Genomic DNA, 18,601 nt, shown 5'->3' on the forward strand with positions numbered 1-18,601 from the left:
TTTACAGTTTGTAGCACATGTAAGAGCCATTGGTTTATTGTTGGCTTTAGGTTCTTGTTTGTGTGATTTAATGGTGATTTGTGTTTGTTTTTATCTGTTGTTTTTCAATGGTTAATGATGAATATCACATTAATTATCTTAATGTTGAAAATCTATTTTACTCACCGATGAATAGTAATGATAATAAATATCATTAATGTTCAGTTGGTTTGGGCAAAAGTTAAATTTAACGTTAGGGTAAAGAAATGAAGGTTTCACCAATTGCAATTGCCGTTATTAGTAGCTTACTTTCCGTTGTGGTTTTCGCTGAAGAGCAAGCACCGCCGTCATCATCAACGACCAGTAACCTTTACGGTGAGGATTTCTCATTAAATATCGAACGTATCCAAATTATGGGCATGAACTTTAATAACTATAAAGTGGGTTCATCTTCTGGGGCGATGAGAGGCGATATTGACCTAATGGATACGCCACAATCGGTAAACGTAATCCCAAGTTTTGTTACGGATGAGCAACTAGCCACCAATTTATCTGAGGTGCTAGTGAATGACTCAAGTGTGACCAGTGGCAGTGAAAAATGGAACCGTCAGGTGTTTAATATTCGCGGTTTCGAGCTTGATTCCGGTAGTGGTTTTTTAATTAATGGTCAGCAGCAGTTTTCTCATTATGTGCAACCTATTGAAACCCTGCAGCAGGTTGAGGTGCTTAAAGGCCCTTCAAGTATGCTATATGGTCAATCAGGCCCAGGTGGCTTAATCAATATGGTGACCAAAAAGCCAACATATGATACAGCATTTAATTTTGAAGTGGATACTGATGAGCATGGTTCAACCCGGGTGCAATTAGATGCGGGTGGGAGCTTAAACGATGCACAAACCATTCGTTATCGCAGTGTTCTCGTCAAGCAGGACACCCGCTATTGGCGAGAATATCAGGATGATAATGGCCAGCAGGAACGCGATCGATTTTTAGGTTATCTTAATCTTGAATTCGACTTAACCGATGATGTGTTGCTATCGATTAAATATGATTACACCGATGACAAAACTGGCATTGACCGCGGTGGTTGGTTAGATAGCAGCGGCGAGTTAATCGGCGAACGTGAAGATATTTGGGATATGTCATGGGCTTTTACCGATAATCATGTGCAAAACCTTGGCGCTGATTTGAGCTGGTATATCACCGACGACTGGAAAATGAAAACCGGTTACAACCACCAAACCTTCACTCGCCAACGCCTAGACTCCTCACCCGCATTAATGACTGGATCTGAAAATCCATTTGAAGATGGCTACTATATTAGTGCGTTTGATCGTCATGATGATTGGCAGCATAAAACGGCTTATATGGATTTTACGGGTGAACTATCAGCCTTTGGTGTTGATCATCAATTGCTCATTGGCGCAAATATTTTAGATTATTACTATGGTCAAAAACGCGATGATGGCGAGAAGAAGCAACACATTATGCCTGGTGAGTATGTGCCGCAACCGGATTTAGATTATAACCAAGGGCAGGTCAATACTGAAACAAGCTACCAGCACTATGGTTTTTATATTCAAGATTTAATTACTATTAATCAGCAGTGGCAGATATTGGCCGGGGTGCGTTATGACGAGCAGAAAAAAGACGGCGCAGGGGAAAATAGCCATTCGTTATCGCCTAAGTTTGGCGTGATATATTCGCCCACTGATAACGGCAGTATTTATGCGAACTACTCAAAAAGTTTCAATCCGCAATCAATCGTCACTAGTGACAATGATGTTAATGAAGGAATGAACTTAAACCCTGAATACGGTGAGCAATTTGAGCTTGGGACAAAATGGGAGCTATTTGATAGTGGCTTATTATTAACGGGAGCTATCTTTGATACCACTGTGACCAATGTGACAGTGCAAGAGCAGCTGGCACAGCCCATTGGGGATAAAGAATATATTACTACGCAAAATGGTAAGCAGCATCATCGTGGTTTTGAAATGGGGGCTCAGGGAGAGCTGACCGATAATCTGTTTATCACCAGTTCAATGATGTATTTAGATGCTAAGTACATCACCAGTGCAGAAGATACTCAAAATTTAGATGGAAAAACGCCTGTCGATGCGCCTGAGTGGTCGGCCAATGTGTGGACCCGCTATGAAGTTAGTGATGCTTTAGCGCTAAATTTTGGTGCTGTTTATGTTGGAGAGCGGTTTGCCAATACTCAAAACACCATCATTAAAGAAGATTATGTTAGATTCGATTTTGGTGCTGCGTATACGTTTGCTGTTAGTGATGTTGATATGAGTGTCCGTTTTAATGTGAAAAACGTATTTGATACAGAATACCTTGCCGGAGGCACTAATACGGATGTGACATTAGGAGAAGGTCGACATTTCAGCTTGGCGTTTCAAACTAAGTTTTAAGCATCTGTTAATCAATAATTGCTAATAAATAATTGTTAATATAAGTGGCGCTGAAAGGGTTAACCTATCAGCGCTTTTACTTAATGTTCTTCGACAAAGAGGATGATTGAGTCAGTAACCAGTAAATCAGGTTAAGTTTAGAATGGATAACTTATCAATTTTTTGATTTATGAACGGTACTTATTACATCTGAAATAACGCGTTTACGATTAATTTTCAGGCCATCCATTGTGATATTTGGCCAGGTATAGAAATGTCGTGGACGCTTAAAGCTGGCCAGTTGTTGTGTCACCATTTGAGCGAGTTGTTGTTCAATGTTTGCAGGTAATTCATCTTGCTTATATTCAATTATCGCAGCGGGTAATAACCCAAACTTTTCATCAGCAAGTCCAAATACTAAGGCTTTGTTGACCAAAGGGTGTTGCAGTAACACGGATTCAATTTCTTCAGGTTGAATATTCTCGCCACCACAAATAAACATATTGTCCGCTCGGCCGAGTAGGATGAGTTGGCCTTTTTCATTTAATTGGCCGCGATCCTGTGTGCAAAACCAACCTTGTTCATCAACGGGTAAATCCAGTTGATGTTGCTGTTCATTAACACTCAAATAGCCTTGAAACAAACACTCGCCTTTTACCCAGATTACATCATCAACCAGTTTCAATTGTCGATTAGGTAATGCGCGACCATGATGTTGCTGTAGGTTGGCTTTTGCCGTGGTGATTTGCGAACTCATTTCTGTCATGCCATAGCTTGTGTAAGTGTTCACTTTTGTCTGTGCTAGGGCTTCAATCAATGCGGCGTCAATAACGCCGCCACCAAGTAATAAGGCCTTTAATGAGCCTAATGCCTGTGGCGCTTGTTGCACAATTTCAATGGCTTGGGTTGGCACCATAGATACGTGGGTGATGGCTTCATCTTCAAGTTGCTGCGCCAAGGCGATGCGGTTTGATTTAATCACAATACAGGCTTTGGCAAGGGCGCAGCGATTAACAATGGCCAAGCCGCCTATGTGAAACAAGGGTAATGACAATAACCAACGGTCGTTATGATGCAGTGGGATATAACGGCTTGATCCCTGAGCGCTGGCAATATGATTGATTAACCCATGCACGGCCGCTTTGGGCGTACCACTGGAGCCCGATGTCAAAATGATATTAACTGGCTTGTGCGGGTTTATTTTTTGTAAGGTATAAGCGGGCTGACTATTGTCGAGTTGATCATTGCCGAGTTGATTATCAGTGGTGATGTTTTGAGTTAAGTCAATTAACGCGGGATGGCGTTCTTGGGTCACAACTTTATCATTTTGCCAAATAAAATGGATCTGAAAACGCCTAATCAGTTGCTCGATTTGACTCACCGAAAAGCGGCCGTTGATGGGAAAAAATATGGCGCCAATTTCAACACTCGCCCAATAAAGCGTCATGACTGCAAAGGTTTGCTGGGCTAAGTCGTGATTTGAGTTTTGATTAACAGGGACAATCGCTGCAATGATTGCTCCTGGCACTACCCCTTGTCTTTGCAGGTTAGCAGACAGCGCAGAAACTTGCGCTGCCCAACTCGCGTAAGGTATCGGCGTGCCTTCAAGTAGCACTGCAGCATTATCAGGTGATTGCTGCGCGGCTTGTTGAACGGGCGATAACATCATAATGCCGTCTAGCCTGTAATCAGTTTAAGCTTATTAAGCTTTAACTGACCATTTTCATCTAACAAACGTTGGCTAAATGCACTTAAGGTATCAAGCCCTGGAGGATTATCAGGAGTGAGTGCTTGGCTGATAAACGCCAAATCTGTGATGCCTACATCCGATTCTAAACTTGAGCTTAAAATACAACGCACACCTTGGTGATCGGCAAGGCTGACAATCTCTTGCATTTTACTTAATGAACCAAGCAGCATAGGTTTTAAAATGAATGCCCCGATGCCGGGTTGGTTTTGTAAGAGTTTATCGAAGTCTAAATCAGCGGTGAGCAGAAATTCATCAAGTGCGTATTTAATGCCAAGTTGCTTATATAATTCAATATTATCGCTGGGTTGCAGGCAAGGCTCTTCAACGTACTCAATTTGTTTTTTTGGTAAGCAGGCTAAAAAGTCGACCGCTTGATTAAGGGTAAAACCACGATTGGCATCAAGTCGTAGGGTTAAACTTGGCTTACGGGCTAACATCTGATGCACAAACGCGATTTCACTGTCCATATCCGTTTGGGCAACTTTGATTTTTACGCTGTTGATATTGGCTAAATCGGCCAATTTATTATCAATCGCCGAGGCGGATAGCCCGTGGTACAGCAAAGGGATATTAGCCTGCGTTTTCACTCTGGCAGGAAATTGTTGTAAGCATTTTGCAAGCAACACACTTAAGCCAAATTGAACTGAAGGATATGCACTGTTAGCAACAGCTGTGTTGAGTTCATTAACGTCTTTACCCATTAATGTGCTTTGTAACTGGGTGAGTTCAGCTGTGACCTGTTCAATGGTTTCATGGCTAAACCCTTGCAGTTGCAAACCTTCAATATCGATACCTGCTAAGGGGGCTACTTCAGCAAAAGCCTGTTGGCCATTATCTAAAACCACATTCACAATAATACCAACCCGATGATCAATACGCTGCTTCGCAACGGGTAATGGCACATTTAAATCAATTTGATATTGGTACAGATCAAGCGATGTGATGTTGGGCATAGGGCACTCTTATTTTGTGGGTTCACCGCGAAGTAATGATAGTAACGTATTACTGAAAGTATGTGGCTGCATCGAATGAATATTGTGACCAACGCCTGTAATGATAACTAATGTTAGCGAAGAGGCAGAGTGAAGTGATTGCTGCCAATCTTTGGCTAAACCCTGAAATTTTGTATCTTGTTCGCCGGTGATAAAGGTACATTGACTCGTCAGGTTATCTATCACATTCCGACAATCTTGCTGCAAGCTTAGTGATGTGGCCTGGTAGCATGCGTGCAAGTTTTTGGGATAATTATTAAGGCGTTTGGAGATTAAAAAGTGGCGTTGCTTATCACTCAGATCGCTAAAAACGGCTTGTTGATACCATTGTTGTAGAAATTGCTCAAAAGGTTGACTAAGCAATTTATCAGCCCAATTACTATCATTTAGCGCACGTTGATGTTTTTCATCATCACTCAGTAAGCCTGGGTGAGCCGACTCTAGCGTTAAACTCAAAATTGCCTGTGGTTGAAGGCTAGCAATATGCAGCGCAATGCGGCCTCCTAATGAATACCCCACCAAGTGAAACCTGTTATAACCTAAATTATCCACCGTGTTAATAATATGTTCAGCTGCGCTGAATAACCCTGGATTAGGCAAAGCGAATGAGTTGCCGCCATGGCCGGGTAAGTCGATACAGATACAATGAAAGTATTGGCTTATTTCCGCCATCATTGGCAGCCAATCTTCTTTTGCTCCCATAAAGCCATGTAACAACACCATGGCGGGTAGTTGAGGGTCACCGTACCGATTTATCCATGCCATTAGTGCTGCTTAACCCATTGGCTAATTTGCGCAATTTGGTCGCTTGCCTGAGTAGCGCTGACATTCACTTCAATGACACTGGCACAGTCAAATTCAAAGGCTTCAGTATAGGCTTCAATAAAAGACGTTAAATCATCAGCTTGACGATAAGCTAAACCGAACATGGCCGCACCGTAACCAAATTCAAAACCGTGGGGTAAGCGATAAAAATCTTGGCGTAATTGCTCAGTAGGTACAGGTAATAAATTGAAAATATTGCCGCCATCGTTATTTAAAATCACTAACACATAGGTTGAAGTAATTTGCTTTAACAGTGCCAACGAATTTAAATCATGCAAGCATGAAATATCGCCAATGATCATCGTCATTTTTTGTTGCTTATCTACCGCAATACCTGTGCTGGTGGCTATCAGTCCATCAATGCCTGATGCGCCACGATTGGTATATATTTGGGGTAACGCAGGGCCGATGGGCGCATACATGTCATATAAGCGGATGGGTAAGCTGTTACCGATAAATAATACCTGTTCAGCGCTTTGTTGCTGTGCTATCCAGCGAATAACCTGAGCTTCGCCGAATTGAGTTTGATCGATTTGCTGAGTAAATAACTCAGCTAAGGTTTCGTTGTGATTGATTAACGCTAACCCCCAATTGGCACTAGATGAGCGAGGCCAACTCAGTTTGCAAAATGCGCTAACACTGGTTTGCCAAATCTGCTTACTTTGGTGGCTAGGATCTAATCGGCTTGAACGCGGCAATACTTGCCAATAGCTATGCCAAGATTGATTTGCTAGATAGTTGATTAATCGTTTCGAAATAAAGCGCCCACCAAACACCAGTACACGTTCAGCTTGTTCTAAAAGCTTAGTGGCTTTTGGGTTAAGCAGCAGTTGATCAACATTGCCTATGACACCCGAATGTTGTCTTAGCTGTGATTGGGCATCGGTCACAATTGGCCATGCAAGTTTTTGGGCTATTTCTACGATTAACTGCGGGTTGTCGTCAGGCGACAAGGTCCCCACTACAATGATTCCTTTGCCATGGGCGAAACGTTTTAAGGTATCTTCACTGGGTAATAATGCCCCCATGTTTTGCTGATACTGGCTAAAAGGTTTGTGATGAGATAACCATTGGGTGAGTGGTTTTAAATATTGCTGTATGACCACAGGAGCATTTTTAACCTGTTTAGCTAAGGTGCTCAGTTCACTTGGGTAAAACGGTTCACGGTACATGCAGTTGATATGAATAGGCTGACTATATTGGCTAACCGCTTGATCTAGAGTGGTGAGTAACGCGCTGGCCGGAAACGCTAAATCAGGGGTTGGTAAATTCACCTGTGTTGCATAATTGGCAAAAATGGCCGGTTGGATAATTGCCTGATTTGCGCCGCAATCAATTAATTCACTAGGGCGATCACCCGATAACACAATTAAAGGAACATGGGTTAGCCAGGCTTCCACAATCGCAGGATACAAATTGGCGACCGCAGTGCCAGATGTGGTAATGATCGCTACCGGTGTGTTACTGGATTTGGCTAAACCTAGCGCCATAAATCCTAAACCACGCTCATCAAAATGAATGTGCCTGCGAATCGTTGGTTGCGATGCTGCAGCCAAGGTTAATGGCGTTGAGCGTGAACCCGGTGCCATACAGACGTGTTTAACCCCCAAACGGCAAAGTTCTTCGAGGATTATTTGCCCCCATAAAAGATTTAAATCGGCACTGGGCTGAGGTTGCATATTAAGAATTACCTGCAAAAAAGAGTCAGTTTAAGTGTAACCGTTCACACTCGCTATATCTAAAATTTCGTGCGCAATTGTAAATGATGCCTTAAAAATTTCATCAAAAACACTGAGTAAAAATCAGCAGGTTATATTTTTGTTGTGCTAATGTTATATATGTGATTTATATAAAGCGAGATACCTAAGTAATGTCAAACCCTTATATAAAAATATGCGCCATAACTAGGGCGGCTAAATAACGGTATTAATGAACAAGGTCCTGAGTGCTTTAGAGAGCCGCTAGTTTCTTTCTAACCTGCTTAAGCGACATTATTAACTCACCCGAAAAAGTGAGTCAGCAAATCCATTTTCACTAAGTGGAACATAATCTGAACTCATCCCTTATCAAAAGAGGATATGGGTGGATCCTAAGGAGAACACATATGCAGTCTGCGGCGTTATTAAAAAGAGTTGATGAGCTTCCTCGCTTACCTAAAGCAATCAGTGAATTACTTGAAGCGGTTAATAATGAAAATAGTTCGGTCAAAAGTATTTCATCTAAGGTTGCTCAAGATACCTTGATCAGTGCTCGTGTATTACGTTTAGCTAACTCAGCCCATTTTGGACGTAGCCGTGAAGTTGGGTCAATTGATGAAGCGGTGATTCGCTTAGGCATGCAAACGCTACGAACCTTGGTGATTGCATCGGCCGTGGTTGGCGCGATCCCAAAAGTTGATGGTATTGATTTAGCTTACTTCTGGGGTAAAACATTTGAGATATCGCTATATGCTCAGGAATTAGCAAAACGTTGTAATGTTCCCGCTGATGAAGCCTTCACCTGCGGCATCTTACATAATATTGGCGATTTATTAATTGCGACCGTTGAACCCAGCTTGGCAGCACAAATTCGTGCGGCGGCGGAGCAAGGTGGCGATACCCAAGAGCTTGAAACTAAACTGTTAGGCTTTGATTCGCCATCCGTAGGCGCCTTACTGGCTAAAAACTGGAAGTTTACCCCCAGTTTAGTGGCCGGAATTGAGTATCAACGCAACCCTATAGCCGCTGAGCCACAATCAAAGTTGGCGATTTTAATGTATTTGTCGCACCATATTTATACCCATTGGGATGATGAACGTGGCGAAGAGCCATTTACTGCATGGTTAGCTGGCTTAATCAATAATGCCGGTATCATCAAAATGGACATGTCGGGACTAACGGGCAAGTTAGAAGAATTACGTGGTAAAGGTATGGAGATTGGTAAGCAATTAGCTTAAACGATTTTAATGAGTACATGAAAAAAGCCAGTTTCAGCTGGCTTTTTTATTGGCTAATCCGAATTGAGGTTATTAATCCATTCACTCATCACTACATGGGTTTTAATTTTGATAATGTCGGTTTGTGCATCAATATATTCGCGTATTTCATGCAAGCGTTTCATTGAGTCTGCGTGCACGTAAACCAATAAATCCATGTCACCAGTAATGCCTTGGCAAGTAATCACTTCTGGAATACTGTGAAATACATGCACCACATCGGCGCACCGTGGGCATTTATGTTGTATTTCAAAATAGGCCGAGACCCCTTGTTTTTGCGATTCGCTTAATAGCACTTGGTAGCCGCGGATCACCCCAGAGGTTTCTAGTTTTTTGATTCGCTCTGTCACAGCGCTACGTGACAAACTGACTCTATCAGCAATAGTGGAAATACTTTGCCGCGCATCTTGGCGTAACTCATTTATAATGGCTTTATCAAATTTATCCACAACTACTCCGTCATTTTGTCGGTATTTTGCTTTTTAACCGTCATATTGTTGGTTTAATACCGCAGTTAGGCGCTCATAGCCGACAAATTGAAATTCGATTTGAATTTATAATAACCTAAAAATAGCCAGTAGAATAACAAATGAATCAAATAACAGGAACAATAGGACGTTGGCAAGGTGCTGGATTAATGGCCACCACTTTGTTGGGGACAGGGGTATTTATTTTACCGCAAATGACCATCGCGGTAGCAGGTTCGGGGGCATTATTGGGGTGGCTAATACTCACCTTAGCAATCATACCCGTGGCACTGGTATTTGGATTATTAGCCAGTCGCTTTCCCCATGCAGCGGGGCCAGCCTACTTTGTGGAAAAAGCTTTTGGCCGCACCGCTGGTAGAACCATAGGGTTAATCTTTTTGTTAGTGATCCCTATTGGTGCACCCGCTGCTATTTTAATGACCTTCCAATTTATGGATGCATTAGTGCCCCTTAGAGGTGGTTGGCAACTAGTTGCTGAGTTGTTTGTAGTGTTGGTGTTATTAGGGTTAAACATTCGTGGCATTCAGGTGTCTGCCAAACTGCAATTTGGCTTAACCTTAGCAATTGTAAGTGTGGTGGCTTTATTGTTTGGCGCGAGCGGCCTGAACGCAGAGCAACTTGAATCATTTAATCAGGCCAGCCAGCCACAAGTTAATACCGTCATGCTTGCTATGGGTATAGGTTTTTGGAGCTTTTTAGGTATTGAAGCCATGACCCACCTTGCCAGTGACTTTCGTCGCCCAGATAAAGACATGTTACCAGCCATTTTAATGGGCACCGTTCTGGTTGGGGTCATATACTTAGCCTGTACATTTTTACTGCTGATGGTGCCATCAGATAAAACTGGCGTAGCGATGATCAGTGCCTTTGATTACTTACTCAGCGGTAGTTTTTTACATGGATACGGTGCAAATATTATCGGAGTATTAGGCATTGCCAGTGGTTTAGCGACGGTAAACGTTTATGCAGGAAGTGCAGCAAGGTTACTATGGAGTTTTAGTAAAGAAGGTATTTTACCCAAGTATTTTGTGGTGTTAAATCGCCATGGTGTGCCATTTAGAGCCTTATTCACCATTTTAGGGGCAATGGCATTGGTTATTATCATGACCTTTTATTCTCAGCATGACTTAGAAAAACTCATTGCCTGGAGTAATGGGGTATTTGTAATTATCTACTTATTAGCCATGTTGTCAGCGGTAAGATTATTAAGTAAACGCTATCTACCTTTGATTATAGCCAGTTGTGTGTTTTGTATCGGCATAGGCATCGCGCTCGCCGACAATATGCTGTACGCGGTACTATTGGTTGTGGTTATCGCACCTTTTATGTGGTGGCAAAAAACACACTTGCAGCGTAAACATGCCACTATTCCAACACCGTCATCGGAGTAATCGGCGTTTATCTTTGTTCCATTGCTATATTACGCATTTGAATGAGCTCGCTGTGCTTGAGGTAAAGTAAATCAGCACAGCGACGAATGATCTGATCCTCATAGCGTGATAATTCACCATCAGCATAGGCTAAACGCCACATAGCAAGTAGTAGTTGTTGCTTTTCTTCTAGAGTGAATTGCTGATTAATTTCAGCGGTAAATTCAAATAAAGAGGTGGCATTACCTCTAATTAAAGTCGCTTCTTTAATCAGGTCTTGTGCTTCTTCGATACTGATATGTAATGTGTTTTTTAACATATCAGGCAACAGTGCCACTTCAGATTCATTTAGGGTTTCATCGGCATACACCACTTCAAGTAATAAGGTTGCCGCCGCCAAACTTAGTTGGTGTGCTTTGTCTTCTGGGCTTACTGCATGAGTACGTGCCTGAATAAATTGTTTGAGCTTTGCAATCATAATGACTCCTCGTTGATAACCTATCCTAGCAAAGACAATAATGCCGAGCACTGTGCTCGGCATTAATTAATGTTTAGGTTTACCATTTTACCCTTGTGGTAGGTATGTAATTTACAGTAAAGAACCTAAACCTTTCATCAATAAGTCCACTGAACCGTCACCCGATTGTTGTTGTAAATACTGCTTAGCAATATCGACCATAGGGGCGATGTATTCTTTTGATATACCGAGTTTTTCAAAAGAGTCATACACCATAGCAGCGCCTTGAAATGATGAGCCTAAGTCACCGGCTTTAGACAATAAACCTGACATGCCAGAATCGCCGCCTAGCGCGGGTGCTGCACCTAATAAAGAGTCGATTCCAGGAATGCTTTTACTTAACGCGCTAAAGTCGCTGTCACCTAAGTTGGATTGTGCTAAGCCAAGTAAAGAGCCTAATCCCCCAGCGGCTTGCTGTTCATTTAAACCTAACTGAGACATGACATTGCCCACTAATGCATTGTCAGCTAAACCTGTTGCTGCTTTAGCTTGGGCTGCTACTGGAGCCACATCACTTTTAGTGACATTGTCTAACCAGCCAGCGCTAGCGGGTGCTGCTAATAAAGCCGCCGATAATACTGAGCTAGCAATAATAAAACGGTTCATATAATCCATCCTTTGGTCAATATTGTGCTTAAACTGATTACATCTTACCGTTTTTTGGTGCATTACGACATATGAAGATTTTGTGTTGTGCAAAAGCTGTCATTTTTGGGTATCCTTAGCGCCATAACCATCTTAAGTTGATTTTTGGAATCTCATTTATGTCACTTTCAGCTATTTTGACTGAAGCTTATTACTTTTTTCGTAATCATATTAGCCAGCTTGCGGCAATGACCTTGCCGTTGTTGTTGGTTCAAGTGATGATCCAGCTTTGGCTGGGAAATGAAATGATCCAAGCTGATGTTGAGAATCCGCAATTTGGCGGGATCCATGCTGCTGCAATGATGGCGCTGCTATTATTATTTTCTACGTTAATTGCTGCGCTTACCGTTTACCTTGAAGTTCGCTCGCGTGGCCATGATGTCACTACTGCCATGGTATTCAAGCAAAGCATTCAGTTTGTACCGCCATTATTGTTGGCTGGCGTATTTTCGGGATTAGCGATATTAACCCCAGTGATGCTTTTTGCTGTATTTGGGCCAATGTGGTTAGTCGGACTGGTGATCAGTTTTTATCTATTTGCTCGGTTAGCTTATGTGAACTTTATGGTCATTGTTGAGCAGCTCACGCCATTAGAGGCCATTAAAGCCAGCTTTGTATTTACAGGGCCGATTACAACGAAAACGATAGCGATATTAATGCTATATATTCCATTATCATTAGTGGGTGGCACCTTGTCTCAAATTGCCGCACAAGTTGGGTTTCCTCTGCAGTTAATTACAGATACCTGCTTTGCATTTTTAGGATTATTTATTAACGTCGCTTTATTTCGCTTATATATGGTTAACCGTAAAACGGATTCTCAATCTAGCGATGACACTCATACAGAGGTGTAATTTACGGCACCTCAGTTTGGGTTAGCGAATAAACGAGATTGAAACAGCATGCCTTCGTATGCTAGTCATCAAACTTGAACGCGACACTGATAACAGGACTAATTCATTTGTATTCGCTAGTCTATTGCAATGAATTCAATACTGTTAGCGGTGAAAAAAGGAGTGTTTATATGCGTTTATTATCTCTCGCAGAGGTGCTTCAGTTTACAGGAGTGAGTATTGATAACTGATATTGAGTTAGTTAGCCAATTCTCCAGCGAGCTGGGTGACGATTACGCTAGCGCCAAGAGTTATGTACGCGATATTCCGACTCAAGCGTTGGTTTTTGTGCGTAGTTTTACCCATAAACTGGCAATACTCATTGCAGAACAACATCAGCTTGAGTTCAGTGGCCCCAACCTATACGACCGCATTGAGCAATTGAATCAACGCCGCTTGCTTGATGTTACAGCTATTCGAACTATGCATAAGTTGCGTGGTGATGGTAATCGTGGGGCGCATCCTGAAAAATATCATTTAACGCAAGCTCAGCTAGTGGCTTTAGCAGAGAAATCAATTAAGCAAATTGTTACCTTAGTCGTAAAGCTTTATCCCGTATTGCATTTTACTCCAGTACCTGCTTACCAATTTGTTGCATTTGATTCGATAGCGGGGAGAGATTTGTGTTATCGGGCGATGATGCAAAACGATCATCATGCGCAATATTTAGTGGCTATGTCATTAAAAGCACAAGCGCTAATGGCGCAAGAACAATCAAATGTCACAGCCTTTGATGCTGATACCTCCCGAGATCTTCAAACTACTCATGATGAAGTGCAGCGTTTATTCGCTCAGGCTGCTTATTGGTTTGCGCAAGCTGCCCCATTTGAAGATGTTGCCTTGTATGAGCATGGGGTGAGTTTGTTGCATGGCTATGCTGAAAGCGGTCAAGTTAAGCAGGGTGAATTACTGATAGCGCAAGCGGCCAAAGCGGGTATAACGGATGCGCAAGCTTTACTCGGTTATTTTTATTTGGTCGGCAGTGCAGAGTTTACGGTTGATGTTGAACAAGCCAAATTATTACTTCAGCAGGCGGCAGACGCAGAGAATATTGAGGCGATGTCTAATCTTGGTGTGCTGTATTATCAACAACATGACCATCAGCAAGCGTTATTATGGATGAGTAAAGCGGCAGAGTCGGGATACCCGCAATCACAATACCATTTAGCATTGTTACTTGCTGAAGGCGAAAATATTGACGCAGATAAAAGTCGTTTTTGGATGCAAGAAGCCGCAGCCCAGGGGCAACTAGATGCCATGTTGCACTGCGCGACCGAAATTTTGCACAATGATAATGCTCAGGCTACCGAGCTTGAACAAGCAGAACGTTATTTACATGATGTGATTAAGTATGGTCATAACGTTACCGCAATGATTGAGCTGAGCGTGGCTTTAGCTGACGGAATGCTCAACCGAATCGACGTGGTGCAATCCGCATATTTATTGCAGCAAGCCAAGCATTATGGCAATGATATTCAGCGACAAGTGATTGAGCCTTTATGGCAATCATTATTAATGCAAATCGACAGTGTTATTGCTTTGAACCCCAGCGCAGAAGAATTGGCCAGCCTGCAACAGGCTAAAACCTTGCTTCAATGAGCGAGTTTCGGCATCAAGCATCAATTGAAATCATTCACCCTCGACGTTAGCGCATTTTTTATTATCTGATATTGGTGGTTTTTAGCACAATTGTTGGGTAATTGTATGCATTATATTCATCTTCATTAACCAGATGGTTTATATTCTTTACCTGATAATACTTCTCATTTACACTTCTGCGCTCTTAGTAGAATGCAGGAATAAGTAACGCGAGTTACTTCACATGAAACATGAAGCATGAAGACTGTTTAAACCCTAAATGTTTAATCGATTTAATTGAGCGCAAACGCTTTGGTGTTGAATATCAACCCATTATTGATTGTAGTAGCAATGACATTTTTGCTTATGAGGCACTAGCCCGTTTTTACAATGCCGATAACACCACTATTAGACCCGATCTGGTTTATGCCTCTTTACACAGCAGTCCATTAAGTTTGTTCCAAGTAGAATATCAACAAAAAAGATTACAGTTATCTTATGCCATTAACGGCTCAAACCTTTTTGTTAACTTAGATCAAGACTCGTATTTTTCTAGCGGGGTGATTGATGAAAATAATCCTTTTTTGAAGTTATTTAAAGAGTGCCAAAAAGCGGAAATTATTGTCGAGTTGATTGAAAATTCAGAAATTAATGATGCAATAATGAGCTTGGCGATGATTAAAAACTTATCTAAAAACAACATACTTACCGCAATTGATGATGTGTGCAATCCGCAATCTATGATATCCACATCCGTTATTCAGCTCGTTAAATACATTAAACTTGATAAATATGTACTACAAAATCGGGCTAATGAAAATTTTATGTTGTTGGTTAAATCAATAATCAATTATGCCCACGATGCAGATAAACACGTTATTTTAGAGGGTGTGGAAACTGCGGATGACTTAGCGTTGGCCAATAAGCTCGGCATCGATTTTGTGCAGGGTTTTTACTATAAAAAACTATTCAAAATGGTGAAGTGATAGACCTTTATTTAAACAGGCCGAATAAATTGTTCTAGGGGATCTAGAGTGTTTTATTATTTAACCTGAACTCTGGATAAGAGATTAGCTAAATATATGAAATTAAATAACATATATCTAACCCATGTATTCTTGAGAGATATTTTTCTTAGAACAAGGCAAATTTGTGCGTCAATAGCTGGCCTATTGCAAAAAAATTTAACACAGTTATCAGTAAAAATAGCCTCTAGAAAGCAAGTTGTTATCCAGAGTTCAGGTTATTTAGGTGACTAAAGGTAAGGCACGACGTTTGATGACCCAAGATGGGTCATCGGTATCGTTCGCCGCCATTGTTCAAAAAGCGGACGCATTAGTGTTAGTCGATTGTTATTTAGGTTATTTGTTATCCCAAGCTGAGGTTAGCTAAGGGGCTCATCGGCATTATGTTCAAAGGTACGGCCGCGAGCATGAGTATTTTTAGGGTGTGTAAACATGTTGGCGTAAGATGCTGGATTTTCACGTTGAATATCTGCATTGCCTTGGTACATATCACCCTGATTACGTTGTGATGATGCGTAGGCTTGTTTCATTTTTGGCGATAAAAATGTACGGCCTAACACCTGAAAAGTAATAAAACTTAATAGACCTAATAACAGTAAAAAAGGCAGTAATATTAACGCTAACATGGCGATACTGATAAGCGAGAGCATGACAATAATAGGATTCATGGTCGAGAATCTATGCTTTAAATGCGCTGAATTAAATGACGAGTTAAATCTCATAACGGCTCCTAAATGCGATTAGCCTAATTTGTGTATCGATTATTTAAAGCAAGTTTGCCGCAGCAAGACATAATATGTCACGTTAAATGTGGTTAATGTGCCGCAAGTACTAATGCTTTAGGGATGCTATTAGAAATCATTTCTCTTACCCATTTATGACCCGGTTCCTGATTATTACGCTCATGCCAAAGTAAGACATACGCCATGGGCATGAACTCAAATGGCAGGGGAATTTGCACTAACGAATAAAGGTTTTGTGCATGGTGCGCAAAACTGGATGGCAAAGTAAAAATCAAATCGGTATGGGCACAAATACTTGCCGCGCCGTAAAAATCTGGCACTGTGGTTGAAATGCGCCGATGGTGATTGGTGTTTGCTAAAAAGTAATCTAATGCCCACCAATCGTTACCTTCACAGCGTACTTGAACATGACTAAGAGCTAGATAGGCTTCTTTATCCCAATCTCCACGGCTGATGGCTTGTAAAATGGGGTGGTTTTGACGTACTAAGCACACTTGCTTATCGTTGAATAACGTTTGATATTCAAGGCCATCAGCAAGATCATCTGCTTTAAATTGTGATTGCGGATGTATATCGCGACCTGCGATACCAAAATCAATTTGTCCATGTTGTAAATCATATATCGACTTTTCATTCCAGCCATAAGCGTCTAACTTTAATTTAGGGGCTTGCTGTAATAAAGGCCCAATGAAATACGGGATCAGCGTTTCATAGGCACTTTCAACCATAGCTAAGGCAAAATGGCGTTGGCTGCTGGCGGGTTCAAAACTCGGAGGTTGGGTCAGTTGATACAGGTTTTGCAATGCCTGTGGTAACAGTTTTCCTAATGCTAATGCATGTGCTGTTGGTTTTAATCCGTGAGCCGTGCGTTGAAACAGTGGGTCATCTAAGGTATCGCGAAGACGGTTTAAACTTTTGCTTAAAGCTGACTGACTCAGATGTAAACGATTGGCGGCTCGCGTCACGCTTTGCTCTTCAAGTAATACTTGCAATGTCACTAGCAGGTTTAAATCGATTCTCGCAAGGTTGTCTAAATTCATTATAGATATTCCTGTAGGGAAATTCATTGTGGATTTTATATCATTTCTTGTCATACCTCTAATGCGATAAAATTTCACCCTACCCAATTGTGTACCTATAGCTTAAATATGAGTGAGAAGTCTGATGCAACGTAATTTATTGCCGCTATTAATGTTCATGGTGCTGTTAAGCCCACTTGCCATTGATATTTATTTACCTTCGATGCCGACCATGGCATTGGAGTACGGCGTATCAGACAGTCAGGTGCAATCAACCTTAGTATTATTCTTATTTGCTATGGGATTAGGGCAAATTCTTATTGGCCCCCTTGCTGACCGCTTTGGGCGCCGCCCCATTGCCTTGTTTGGTATTGTACTTTATGGCATTAGCAGTTTACTTGGCGCTTATGCTGTTGAGTTTGAATGGTTGCAGTTAGCCAGAGTGTTTCAAGGGTTAGCGGCTTGCTCTACCTCGATTGTGGTATTCAGTGCGGTTCGCGATTGTTATAACAGCAAGCAAAGTGTGTCTATGTATAGCTATCTTAATGGGGCCATTTGCGTGGTGCCTGCACTAGCTCCCACACTAGGAGGCTTGCTTGCTTTGCAATTTGGTTGGCGCTCTACCTTTATCTTTATGGCGTTATACGCAATCGTGGTGTTATTTTTAGTCGGCTTTAAGTTTCCTGAAACACGTCCATTGAATACCGATATTTCAGGCAAACTCTATCGTTGGGGACGATATAAGCCGGTACTGAGCGATGGTCACTTTATGTTTTATGCCTCAACATGCATGGTCGCCATGGCTTCAATTCTTTGCTATGTATCCTATTCCCCTGTGTGGCTTATTGGTCGCTTAGGGATGTCTGAACTAACCTTTAGCGCCTTATTTGGATTAAATGCGGTGGTTAATATTGCAGCTTGCTTTGCTGCGCCTGTGTTAATTAGGCGTATTGGTAACCGTGCGGGTGTGGTGGTGGCGCTTAATTTTATGATTGCAGCAGCAGCCCTTGAGGTGGTAATGCAGTTAGTGGGGCCTCAAACAGGATTAGCGGCAGGATTTGCGTTTATGCTACCAATGATGTTGCTCTGCGTTGGCTTCGCAATTTTACTCGGCCCTGCGACGAGTATGGCCTTGTCAGGTTTTGGTGAGCGGGCAGGTACGGCAACAGCGATGTTAGGTTGTATTCAAATGAGTGGCGCATCAATCTTGACTGCGTTAATTCAATTAACGGATATTTCAGCACCGTTTGCCATCGCACTATTAATGGGCGGCATGTCTAGCCTTTTACTTGCAGTAATGGGAATGCAGCGCTTTAACCATTGGCATCAAGAGCAGCATGCATAAGTTTTAAATGGAAACGCGCATTATTATTAATAATGCGCGTTATTGATGAGCTACTT

General features: G+C 41.9%; 17 protein-coding genes. 8 read left to right on the forward strand and 9 right to left on the reverse strand.

Annotated elements, in window-relative coordinates:
* Positions 1 to 245 precede the first annotated feature (245 nt).
* Entirely contained in the window at positions 246 to 2,402 is a 2,157-nt protein-coding gene (locus NE535_RS10615; RefSeq protein WP_261298618.1) for a TonB-dependent siderophore receptor, read from the forward strand.
* 154 nt (positions 2,403 to 2,556) lie between these two features.
* On the opposite strand, the gene menE is transcribed toward NE535_RS10615, so the two are convergent.
* From menE to menD, 4 genes are read right to left on the reverse strand one after another with little or no spacing between them, the layout of a single operon-like run.
* Positions 2,557 to 4,050: an o-succinylbenzoate--CoA ligase gene (gene menE, locus NE535_RS10620; RefSeq protein ID WP_261298619.1), complete on the reverse strand. Its 1,494-nt coding sequence runs from the start codon at positions 4,048 to 4,050 to the stop codon at positions 2,557 to 2,559.
* 8 nt (positions 4,051 to 4,058) lie between these two features.
* Complete coding sequence (menC, locus tag NE535_RS10625; protein ID WP_261298620.1) at positions 4,059 to 5,084, reverse strand: o-succinylbenzoate synthase; 1,026 nt, start codon at positions 5,082 to 5,084, stop codon at positions 4,059 to 4,061.
* Between the two features lie 9 nt (positions 5,085 to 5,093).
* Positions 5,094 to 5,888 carry a 2-succinyl-6-hydroxy-2,4-cyclohexadiene-1-carboxylate synthase gene (gene menH, locus NE535_RS10630; RefSeq protein WP_261298621.1) on the reverse strand — a complete coding sequence of 265 codons (795 nt, stop codon included), beginning with the start codon at positions 5,886 to 5,888 and terminating at the stop codon, positions 5,094 to 5,096.
* Entirely contained in the window at positions 5,888 to 7,627 is a 1,740-nt protein-coding gene (gene menD, locus NE535_RS10635; RefSeq protein ID WP_261298622.1) for a 2-succinyl-5-enolpyruvyl-6-hydroxy-3-cyclohexene-1-carboxylic-acid synthase, read from the reverse strand. The genes menH and menD overlap by 1 nt, the downstream gene beginning before the upstream one ends.
* Before the next feature lie 425 nt (positions 7,628 to 8,052).
* On the opposite strand from menD, the gene NE535_RS10640 reads away from it, so the two are divergent.
* Positions 8,053 to 8,883 (forward strand): HDOD domain-containing protein, encoded by an 831-nt coding sequence (locus NE535_RS10640; protein ID WP_261298623.1) that lies wholly within the window; start codon positions 8,053 to 8,055, stop codon positions 8,881 to 8,883.
* Positions 8,884 to 8,936: 53 nt separating this feature from the next.
* Here NE535_RS10640 and NE535_RS10645 read toward each other — a convergent pair whose 3' ends face one another.
* Positions 8,937 to 9,371 carry an Lrp/AsnC family transcriptional regulator gene (locus NE535_RS10645; protein WP_261298624.1) on the reverse strand — a complete coding sequence of 145 codons (435 nt, stop codon included), beginning with the start codon at positions 9,369 to 9,371 and terminating at the stop codon, positions 8,937 to 8,939.
* Between the two features lie 140 nt (positions 9,372 to 9,511).
* Between NE535_RS10645 and yjeH the strand changes: the two genes are divergently transcribed.
* Positions 9,512 to 10,801: an L-methionine/branched-chain amino acid transporter gene (gene yjeH, locus NE535_RS10650; protein ID WP_261298625.1), complete on the forward strand. Its 1,290-nt coding sequence runs from the start codon at positions 9,512 to 9,514 to the stop codon at positions 10,799 to 10,801.
* A 7-nt stretch (positions 10,802 to 10,808) separates the two neighbouring features.
* Here yjeH and NE535_RS10655 read toward each other — a convergent pair whose 3' ends face one another.
* Positions 10,809 to 11,258 (reverse strand): tellurite resistance TerB family protein, encoded by a 450-nt coding sequence (locus NE535_RS10655; protein ID WP_261298626.1) that lies wholly within the window; start codon positions 11,256 to 11,258, stop codon positions 10,809 to 10,811.
* A gap of 111 nt (positions 11,259 to 11,369) precedes the next feature.
* Positions 11,370 to 11,903, reverse strand: a complete 534-nt coding sequence (locus NE535_RS10660; protein WP_261298627.1) for a DUF2780 domain-containing protein — start codon at positions 11,901 to 11,903, stop codon at positions 11,370 to 11,372.
* A 158-nt stretch (positions 11,904 to 12,061) separates the two neighbouring features.
* Between NE535_RS10660 and NE535_RS10665 the strand changes: the two genes are divergently transcribed.
* The 4 genes from NE535_RS10665 (at position 12,062) to NE535_RS10680 (ending at position 15,805) form a co-directional block, all read left to right on the forward strand.
* Positions 12,062 to 12,796 (forward strand): hypothetical protein, encoded by a 735-nt coding sequence (locus NE535_RS10665; RefSeq protein WP_261298628.1) that lies wholly within the window; start codon positions 12,062 to 12,064, stop codon positions 12,794 to 12,796.
* Positions 12,797 to 13,015: 219 nt separating this feature from the next.
* Positions 13,016 to 14,434 (forward strand): tetratricopeptide repeat protein, encoded by a 1,419-nt coding sequence (locus tag NE535_RS10670; protein ID WP_261298629.1) that lies wholly within the window; start codon positions 13,016 to 13,018, stop codon positions 14,432 to 14,434.
* Between the two features lie 230 nt (positions 14,435 to 14,664).
* Entirely contained in the window at positions 14,665 to 15,399 is a 735-nt protein-coding gene (locus NE535_RS10675) for an EAL domain-containing protein (protein WP_261298630.1), read from the forward strand.
* A 265-nt stretch (positions 15,400 to 15,664) separates the two neighbouring features.
* Positions 15,665 to 15,805 (forward strand): hypothetical protein, encoded by a 141-nt coding sequence (locus NE535_RS10680; protein WP_261298631.1) that lies wholly within the window; start codon positions 15,665 to 15,667, stop codon positions 15,803 to 15,805.
* On the opposite strand, the gene NE535_RS10685 is transcribed toward NE535_RS10680, so the two are convergent.
* Positions 15,798 to 16,160, reverse strand: a complete 363-nt coding sequence (locus tag NE535_RS10685) for a hypothetical protein (protein ID WP_261298632.1) — start codon at positions 16,158 to 16,160, stop codon at positions 15,798 to 15,800. The genes NE535_RS10680 and NE535_RS10685 overlap by 8 nt on opposite strands.
* Positions 16,161 to 16,252: 92 nt before the next feature.
* Entirely contained in the window at positions 16,253 to 17,221 is a 969-nt protein-coding gene (locus NE535_RS10690; RefSeq protein WP_261298633.1) for a LysR family transcriptional regulator, read from the reverse strand.
* A 124-nt stretch (positions 17,222 to 17,345) separates the two neighbouring features.
* On the opposite strand from NE535_RS10690, the gene NE535_RS10695 reads away from it, so the two are divergent.
* Complete coding sequence (locus tag NE535_RS10695) at positions 17,346 to 18,545, forward strand: multidrug effflux MFS transporter (RefSeq protein ID WP_261298634.1); 1,200 nt, start codon at positions 17,346 to 17,348, stop codon at positions 18,543 to 18,545.
* Positions 18,546 to 18,601 lie beyond the last annotated feature (56 nt).

This window comes from Shewanella holmiensis (genome assembly GCF_025370255.1).
Taxonomy (GTDB): Bacteria; Pseudomonadota; Gammaproteobacteria; order Enterobacterales; family Shewanellaceae; genus Shewanella; species Shewanella holmiensis.

Excerpts from the sequence above, each read along its gene's own strand:
- menH (WP_261298621.1), bottom strand. The coding sequence starts at position 5,888 with ATGGCATGGATAAATCGGTACGGTGACCCTCAACTACCCGCCATGGTG.
- NE535_RS10695 (WP_261298634.1), top strand. The coding sequence starts at position 17,346 with ATGCAACGTAATTTATTGCCGCTATTAATGTTCATGGTGCTGTTAAGC.
- NE535_RS10615 (WP_261298618.1), top strand. The coding sequence starts at position 246 with ATGAAGGTTTCACCAATTGCAATTGCCGTTATTAGTAGCTTACTTTCC.
- yjeH (WP_261298625.1), top strand. The coding sequence starts at position 9,512 with ATGAATCAAATAACAGGAACAATAGGACGTTGGCAAGGTGCTGGATTA.
- NE535_RS10655 (WP_261298626.1), bottom strand. The coding sequence starts at position 11,258 with ATGATTGCAAAGCTCAAACAATTTATTCAGGCACGTACTCATGCAGTA.
- NE535_RS10675 (WP_261298630.1), top strand. The coding sequence starts at position 14,665 with ATGAAGCATGAAGACTGTTTAAACCCTAAATGTTTAATCGATTTAATT.
- menD (WP_261298622.1), bottom strand. The coding sequence starts at position 7,627 with ATGCAACCTCAGCCCAGTGCCGATTTAAATCTTTTATGGGGGCAAATA.
- NE535_RS10685 (WP_261298632.1), bottom strand. The coding sequence starts at position 16,160 with ATGAGATTTAACTCGTCATTTAATTCAGCGCATTTAAAGCATAGATTC.
- NE535_RS10660 (WP_261298627.1), bottom strand. The coding sequence starts at position 11,903 with ATGAACCGTTTTATTATTGCTAGCTCAGTATTATCGGCGGCTTTATTA.
- menE (WP_261298619.1), bottom strand. The coding sequence starts at position 4,050 with ATGATGTTATCGCCCGTTCAACAAGCCGCGCAGCAATCACCTGATAAT.
- NE535_RS10665 (WP_261298628.1), top strand. The coding sequence starts at position 12,062 with ATGTCACTTTCAGCTATTTTGACTGAAGCTTATTACTTTTTTCGTAAT.
- menC (WP_261298620.1), bottom strand. The coding sequence starts at position 5,084 with ATGCCCAACATCACATCGCTTGATCTGTACCAATATCAAATTGATTTA.
- NE535_RS10640 (WP_261298623.1), top strand. The coding sequence starts at position 8,053 with ATGCAGTCTGCGGCGTTATTAAAAAGAGTTGATGAGCTTCCTCGCTTA.
- NE535_RS10690 (WP_261298633.1), bottom strand. The coding sequence starts at position 17,221 with ATGAATTTAGACAACCTTGCGAGAATCGATTTAAACCTGCTAGTGACA.